Below are 1,112 nucleotides of genomic sequence, written 5' to 3' on the forward strand. Positions count from 1 at the left end.
GTTTGTTTCATATTGACGATAACGCGTTCTCGCGTTTCTCGATTGTGATAAACTTCTAACATCGCCTGAATTGTTTCTGTGAGCTTTTCTTCAGTATCTACCTTTGCGATCTCTGGTATGAATTTGATAATCGATTGATTGATTATGCGTTGTTTCTCAAGATTTTGCATAAACTGTACTTCTTCTTCGATGATTTTTTGTTTCTCTGAATCCTCGACGTTCGGGATTTTAGAAATCCCATTTCTCAAACGTTTGATTTCGTTTTCTAGCTTTTTGTTCTCATCCAACAAAAAATCGTATCCTTTTTTCTTCAGTTCTAATTCGAGCTTGATTTTATCTGCTTCTTCTTGCTTTTTTTGATTTTCAAGTTCCATTTCAGAAATTCGTTTTTTCCAAACAGCCAGTTCGTTTTTTACCGCTTCTGGCACAACCTCGATTTGTTCAGGCGGTTGGTTTTGCAAGCGTTGAATCTCGCTTTGCAAGCGGGCGATTTGCTGTTTGTCCTCAAGTCGCCCCATCTGTTGCAAGCGCGCCAATTCTTGTTGTAGTTCCTCGGTTTGCCGATCTTTTGCTTGTGCTTCTTCGAGGCGTTTACGCAATTCTTTCGTTTGTGCCACTGTACGCAGACTGATTTCTTCGCCCAGCGACGCAAACAAAGCTTGTTGCGTTTCGGGTTCCAAATAAGCAAGTTGCTCTCCTGCCTTTAATGCGAGCTTGCCTTGTTCGACAAGCTGTTGGAATTCAGGAATCAGCTCATTTAACTTGTCTAAGCGTCGAATGTGTTGTTCAGACTTCCCGATTTCTTGCGAGACTTGTTCAGACCACAAGCCTTTTAACTGCTGCTCCCCGGGAGCAGCAGTTAAATCTGTTCGCTTTCGTTCCCGATTCCCATACGTCTGCTCAATCAATTCCCGCTCCCTCCGAATTGCTTTTGCTAACTCCATCGGCGAAAGTGTGCGCGTTTTGACGTTTGCACTAATGAGCATGCGGGCAGCCTTGTTTTCATCTACCTCCAAAACATCCGTCTCGATTTCCGTCCAGCCCAACAGCTTCGCCGCCCGTACTCGTTGATGGCCACTGATGATTTGGTACTGCTCACCTGCTGTTCGAGC

1 protein-coding gene is annotated in these 1,112 nt (G+C 44.2%); it reads right to left on the reverse strand.

Annotated features, from left to right (window positions below; all coding sequences use genetic code 11):
- Window positions 1–1,112 (reverse strand): ParB N-terminal domain-containing protein (locus tag BM613_RS14550; protein ID WP_109431861.1); only part of this gene is annotated, 1,112 nt, incomplete at both ends.

This window comes from Sulfoacidibacillus thermotolerans, assembly GCF_003144315.1.
In the GTDB taxonomy this organism is placed as follows: Bacteria; Bacillota; Bacilli; order Alicyclobacillales; family SLC66; genus Sulfoacidibacillus; species Sulfoacidibacillus thermotolerans.